Here is a 6,082-nt window from a genome sequence, read left to right on the forward strand (position 1 = left end):
CTGTCAATATAGGGAAGCACTCACTGTTATTTAAAACCAACCTTTTACTGTATCTGTTATACCTGTCCATAAGTTAGAGAAAAAGCCTCCAATTCCACGCATCATGAGTACAAACCAGTTTGCCTTTTCTACATCTTCAGCTGCTACCACTTTAACAACTGGTTTTAGATTATCAGATACAAATCCTAGATCCTCTTGTCCTTGATAGCTAATTTCAAGTGTACCGATCTGCTCTCCTTTTTTAATAGGTGCAGTTAGTTCGCCTTCTTTATTCAGCTTCTTTTTATCTATAGTTAAAACTGGTTGATAAGCCTTTTCTTCTCCGTTTTTAACAACCATCGTTAAAGACTCATCCGTTTGGATTTTAACACTCTTTTCTTTACCTTTATCTACTGCCAAAGATTCATTATCTTTCACTTGATAATTCGCTGGAAGAATCTCTTTCATAGAATAATTATTAAAGGCATATTCCATCAATTTCTTTGTTTCATCGAACCGATCACGTTCTGTTTCATTCCCATTTGCATCCGTTGCACCCATTACAACTGTAATAACTCGAAAATCCCCGCGAGTGGCTGTTCCTGTAAAACAATGACCTGCAAAATCAGTTGTTCCCGTTTTTAACCCATCGACACCAGGATATTCAAATAGCAATGATGGAAGCATCTTATTCCAGTTTTTCATTTCACCTGGTATATCTCTAAATTTCTTTTTCGGAATACTTGCTGTTTCAAGCACTTGGGGGTAATCCCTCAATAACCTTGCGGCCAATTGAGCTGTTGAACGTGCTGACATCATATTCTCGTCGTCTGGACCTGTCCCCTCTGGATGCTTTCCTTTTAAACTTGCATTATTAAGACCTGTCGAGTTCACGAATTTATAATGCTCTAGCCCGAGTTCTTCCGCCTTAGCATTCATCATTTCAACGAATTTAGATTCAGTACCAGCAATAGCTTCTGCAATCGCCATTGTGGCACCATTTGCAGAGTAAATAGCCAATGCTTCATATAGTTCTCGAATTGTATATGGCTCACCAGCTAATAAGGGCACATTAGATAGACTAGTGTCTTGAGAAACTTCATAAATCTTATCACTTATAGTTACTTCTTGCTCCCATGAAATTTTCTTTTGTTCAATAGCCTCGAACATGAGATATTCTGTCATCATTTTTGTCATGGACGCAATACCAAGAGGAGTATCTATATTTTTACCATAGAGAACTTTCCCTGTAGTTGGCTCTATAATAATGGCGGCATCCGCATGAACATCTAATGTATCTTGTGCGTATGAGCGACTAGGAATTTGAATGATACTAAATAGCAATAAAAATATCATTGAAAAAGCAATATATCTCTTGTTCGATCTTATTTTCACATGTAAGCCCTCCAACAAATTATGTACATCTTTGTCATTTTATCACATAAAAGCTTGATTTTGTAGAACACAATGGAGATTGTAACATCTTTTTAATCGATTCCTCTATTGAACCTAAAAAAACAGCAGGGACGATTTTAAAACAAATTGTCCCTGCCTAAAATTCAAGTATCTCTTCCATCAAGTGATAGAATAGTTTGGTGATTCCTTAGTAATTTGGATATCATGAGGGTGACTTTCGCGTAAACCAGCACCAGTCATTCGAATAAACTGTGCTTGTTCGCGTAAGTATGTTAAATCAGAAGCACCGCAATAGCCCATTCCTGAACGTAACCCACCTACTAGCTGATAAATCGTATCTGCTAATGGCCCCTTATATGGTAAACGTCCTTCAATTCCTTCTGGGACAAACTTTTTGTTATCTTCCTGGAAATAACGATCACGGGAACCTTTCTCCATTGCTCCTTCTGACCCCATACCACGATATACTTTAAAACGGCGTCCTTGATAAATTTCGGTTTCTCCAGGACTTTCCGAAGTACCAGCTAACATACTTCCCAACATTACGGCATGTCCACCGGCTGCTAATGCTTTGACAATATCACCTGAATATTTAATTCCGCCATCAGCTATAATGGCCTTTCCGTGCTTTCTTGCTTCAGTCGCACAATCATACACAGCTGATATTTGCGGAACCCCCACACCTGCGACAACCCTAGTTGTACAAATAGATCCAGGTCCAATCCCTACTTTTACAACATCAGCGCCAGCATCAAATAACTCTGCGGTTGCTTCAGCAGTTGCAACATTCCCTGCGATAATATTTAAATCTGGGTATATCTTTCTAATTTCTTTTACTGTATTAATTACACCAGCAGAATGTCCATGGGCTGTATCGATCACTATGACGTCCACCTGTGCCTGTACAAGCTTTTCTAGCCTCTTCATCGTATCCTTTGTAACACCTACTGCTGCGCCTACTAACAAGCGGCCATGGCTATCCTTTGCGGAATTCGGAAACTCAATAACCTTTTCAATATCTTTTATCGTAATTAATCCCTTTAAAACGCCATGATCATCTACAAGTGGTAACTTCTCAATCCGATGTTGCTGTAAAATACTCTCCGCTTCCTCTAAAGAAGTACCTACAGGTGCAGTCACAAGATTTTCTTTCGTCATGACATCGGTTATTGAAAGAGAATAATCTTGAATAAACCGCATATCACGATTCGTAATAATTCCAACTAATATCCGTTCTTGTTCATTATTTACAATAGGAACACCTGAAATACGGTATTTCCCCATTAAATGCTCAGCATCATAGACCTTATGTTCAGGTGTTAAAAAGAAAGGATCTTTAATAACGCCACTTTCAGAACGTTTAACCTTATCAACCTTTTCTGCCTGAGCATCAATACTCATATTTTTATGGATAATTCCTAGACCACCTTGACGAGCCATTGAAATAGCCATTTTTGATTCGGTGACTGTATCCATTCCCGCACTTATGATTGGGATATTTAATTTTAAGGTTTTTGTTAATTCAACTTGTAAATTAACATCCTTCGGTAATACGTCAGACTTTGCTGGAACTAAAAGCACATCATCAAATGTTAAACCTTCTTTAGCAAACTTGGATTCCCACATTTTATAGCCTCCCGTACCAAAATATTATTAGTAGGTTATCAATTGGTTAAAATACTGTCAAGGAGATCAAACGATGTTCCATTTTTCAAACTATTTGGAGGTCATTTATTTGGATACTATACATGGTTCATGGAAACGAATACACTTCTTTTATTCTGCAGATACTACGCAAAAATTTTTATCCAAATGTTACACCAAACTTAAAATAAAAGATGCAGAAACAAAGAGTTACGATAATTGCTATCCTTTTATCTATTATCTTGAACAAGGGGAAGCTTTTTATAACGAAGCTTCTAAAGCTCCTTTATCCATTAAACCTATTATGCTCTATTATGGACTAATTCATCTCATTAAAGCATGTCTTTTAACAGTAGATCCTTTTTATCCTAGTTCTACTTCAGTTCTTGCCCACGGAGTATCTACAAGAAAGCGTAAAAAGCGCAATTATAAATTCCTTGATGATGAAATAAAGATACAAAAAAATGGATTATGTAGTTATTTTTCAGAACAGTTGTTTCACGTGAAACAACTTGAAGGGGAGAAATTTAAGATGGCTGATTTATTATTTTTAGTTGTTGAACTAGATGATATCTATTACTTCCTAACAAATAAAAAGAACATGATTTCACTAGAACAGACCGACGAGAAAACATGCATCATTCCAAAAAAAATCGAAGAACTATACTTTATGGATAGTAGAAGGTTGAAGGAGTATTTGGATCATAAATGTGAAGGGAATATCCTTTGGGAAAATAATAAATCATCTCTACTATCACTTGAAAAGTCAATAACCGTACCCGCTCCGTTTAGATGGCATCTTAAAAAGCAAAACCTTTACCTTCCATCTAGAATACAGCCATTTTCAAATCTTCCTGATTTAATTATTCACTATTTACTTCTTTATAATTTGAGTATGATATCTCGCTATGAAACAGAGTGGTGGATGGAACTTATAAAAACAACACCTAATTCAGACTTTCCGTTTATTACTGAATTTCTAGATATTACCGAAGAAAAGAGCCCCTTTCTTATTGAACGCTTTTTAAATGAGTTAGTAACATAAAAGCTGGATATTAGGTCATTGCCCTCAAAAATCTAGTGGGGGAATTTCTAATTTCTTTAACCGCTGGAATAGATTAGATAGGAGTTCCCTTTACTTTAGTGAAATAGGCTGGGACAAAATAATTTAAAAGACGAGCAACTATGTAATAATAGCTTAAATATTTACTTAGATAAACAGTTAGCTCCAGCCTCAAGTGTATTCTCTTTTTTACTAAGAAAGGCCGATCTACAAACACAAAAAAGACACCCATATTTGGATGTCTTGATCGCCTGGCAACGTCCTGCTCTCACAAGGGGAAGCCCCTTACTACCATCGGCGCTGAAGAGCTTAACTGCCGTGTTCGAGATGGGAACGGGTGTGACCTCTTCGCTATCGTCACCAGACTACTTGCACAGGATGTGCTGACTTCTGCGTTGCTCACAGGACGTGAGCGATCTTAGCAGAAGATCCTTTTAATGAGGTTCATTCCCTCAAAACCAGATAAAAGAGAAGTAGTAATTGAAAAACATTCATTTGATTAAGCCCTTGACCGATTAGTATCCGTCAGCTCCATGTGTCGCCACACTTCCACCTCGGACCTATCAACCTGATCATCTTTCAGGGGTCTTATGGTATAAACCAAGGGAAATCTCATCTTGAGGGGGGCTTCATGCTTAGATGCTTTCAGCACTTATCCCTTCCGCACATAGCTACCCAGCTATGCCTCTGGCGAGACAACTGGTACACCAGCGGTGCGTCCATCCCGGTCCTCTCGTACTAAGGACAGCTCCTCTCAAATTTCCTGCGCCCGCGACGGATAGGGACCGAACTGTCTCACGACGTTCTGAACCCAGCTCGCGTACCGCTTTAATGGGCGAACAGCCCAACCCTTGGGACCGACTACAGCCCCAGGATGCGATGAGCCGACATCGAGGTGCCAAACCTCCCCGTCGATGTGAACTCTTGGGGGAGATAAGCCTGTTATCCCCGGGGTAGCTTTTATCCGTTGAGCGATGGCCCTTCCATGCGGAACCACCGGATCACTAAGCCCGACTTTCGTCCCTGCTCGACTTGTAGGTCTCGCAGTCAAGCTCCCTTGTGCCTTTACACTCTGCGAATGATTTCCAACCATTCTGAGGGAACCTTTGGGCGCCTCCGTTACTCTTTAGGAGGCGACCGCCCCAGTCAAACTGCCTGCCTGACACTGTCTCCCACCCGGATCACGGGTGCGGGTTAGAATGTCAGTACAGCAAGGGTAGTATCCCACCGATGCCTCCACAGAAGCTGGCGCTCCTGCTTCGACGGCTCCTACCTATCCTGTACAAGCTGCACCAACATTCCATATCAGGCTGCAGTAAAGCTCCACGGGGTCTTTCCGTCCTGTCGCGGGTAACCTGCATCTTCACAGGTACTATAATTTCACCGAGTCTCTCGTTGAGACAGTGCCCAGATCGTTGCGCCTTTCGTGCGGGTCGGAACTTACCCGACAAGGAATTTCGCTACCTTAGGACCGTTATAGTTACGGCCGCCGTTTACTGGGGCTTCAATTCGTACCTTCGGCTTGCGCCTAAGCACTCCTCTTAACCTTCCAGCACCGGGCAGGCGTCAGCCCCTATACTTCGCCTTGCGGCTTCGCAGAGACCTGTGTTTTTGCTAAACAGTCGCCTGGGCCTATTCACTGCGGCTCTCTCGGGCTTTCACCCAAAAGAGCACCCCTTCTCCCGAAGTTACGGGGTCATTTTGCCGAGTTCCTTAACGAGAGTTCTCTCGATCACCTTAGGATTCTCTCCTCGCCTACCTGTGTCGGTTTGCGGTACGGGCACCTCCCGCCTCGCTAGAGGCTTTTCTTGGCAGTGTGGAATCAGGAACTTCGGTACTATATTTCCCTCGCCATCACCGCTCCGCTTTAAAGAGAAGGATTTGCCTCCTCTTCAGCCTAACGGCTTGGACGCGCATATCCAGCAGCGCGCTTACCCTATCCTCCTGCGTCCCCCCATTACTCAAACGGCGGGGAGGTGG

At 41.5% G+C, this 6,082-nt stretch carries 3 protein-coding genes, 1 rRNA gene and 3 other annotated features; of the genes, 1 reads left to right on the top strand and 3 read right to left on the bottom strand.

Features of this window, described 5'->3' with window-relative positions:
* Positions 1-30: 30 nt before the first annotated feature.
* Together BN1243_RS14180 and guaB are read right to left on the bottom strand one after the other, a co-directional pair.
* Positions 31-1,374, bottom strand: coding sequence for a serine hydrolase (locus BN1243_RS14180; protein ID WP_326569840.1), 1,344 nt, complete (start codon positions 1,372-1,374; stop codon positions 31-33).
* 180 nt (positions 1,375-1,554) lie between these two features.
* A complete protein-coding gene (gene guaB, locus BN1243_RS14185; RefSeq protein WP_062107859.1) occupies positions 1,555-3,021 on the bottom strand; it encodes an IMP dehydrogenase in 1,467 nt (488 codons plus the stop codon).
* Between the two features lie 73 nt (positions 3,022-3,094).
* On the opposite strand from guaB, the gene BN1243_RS14190 reads away from it, so the two are divergent.
* Entirely contained in the window at positions 3,095-4,084 is a 990-nt protein-coding gene (locus BN1243_RS14190) for a YaaC family protein (protein ID WP_084781931.1), read from the top strand.
* A gap of 267 nt (positions 4,085-4,351) precedes the next feature.
* Here the strand turns inward: BN1243_RS14190 and rrf are convergent.
* Positions 4,352-4,467: ribosomal RNA gene (rrf, locus tag BN1243_RS14195) — 5S ribosomal RNA — on the bottom strand.
* A gap of 142 nt (positions 4,468-4,609) precedes the next feature.
* Positions 4,610-5,477: a sequence feature (23S ribosomal RNA rRNA prediction is too short), on the bottom strand.
* Between the two features lie 9 nt (positions 5,478-5,486).
* Positions 5,487-5,835, bottom strand: a sequence feature (23S ribosomal RNA rRNA prediction is too short).
* A 48-nt stretch (positions 5,836-5,883) separates the two neighbouring features.
* Positions 5,884-6,082, bottom strand: a sequence feature (23S ribosomal RNA rRNA prediction is too short).

Source organism: Bacillus niameyensis (assembly GCF_001375535.1).
In the GTDB taxonomy this organism is placed as follows: domain Bacteria; phylum Bacillota; class Bacilli; order Bacillales; family Bacillaceae_C; genus Lederbergia; species Lederbergia niameyensis.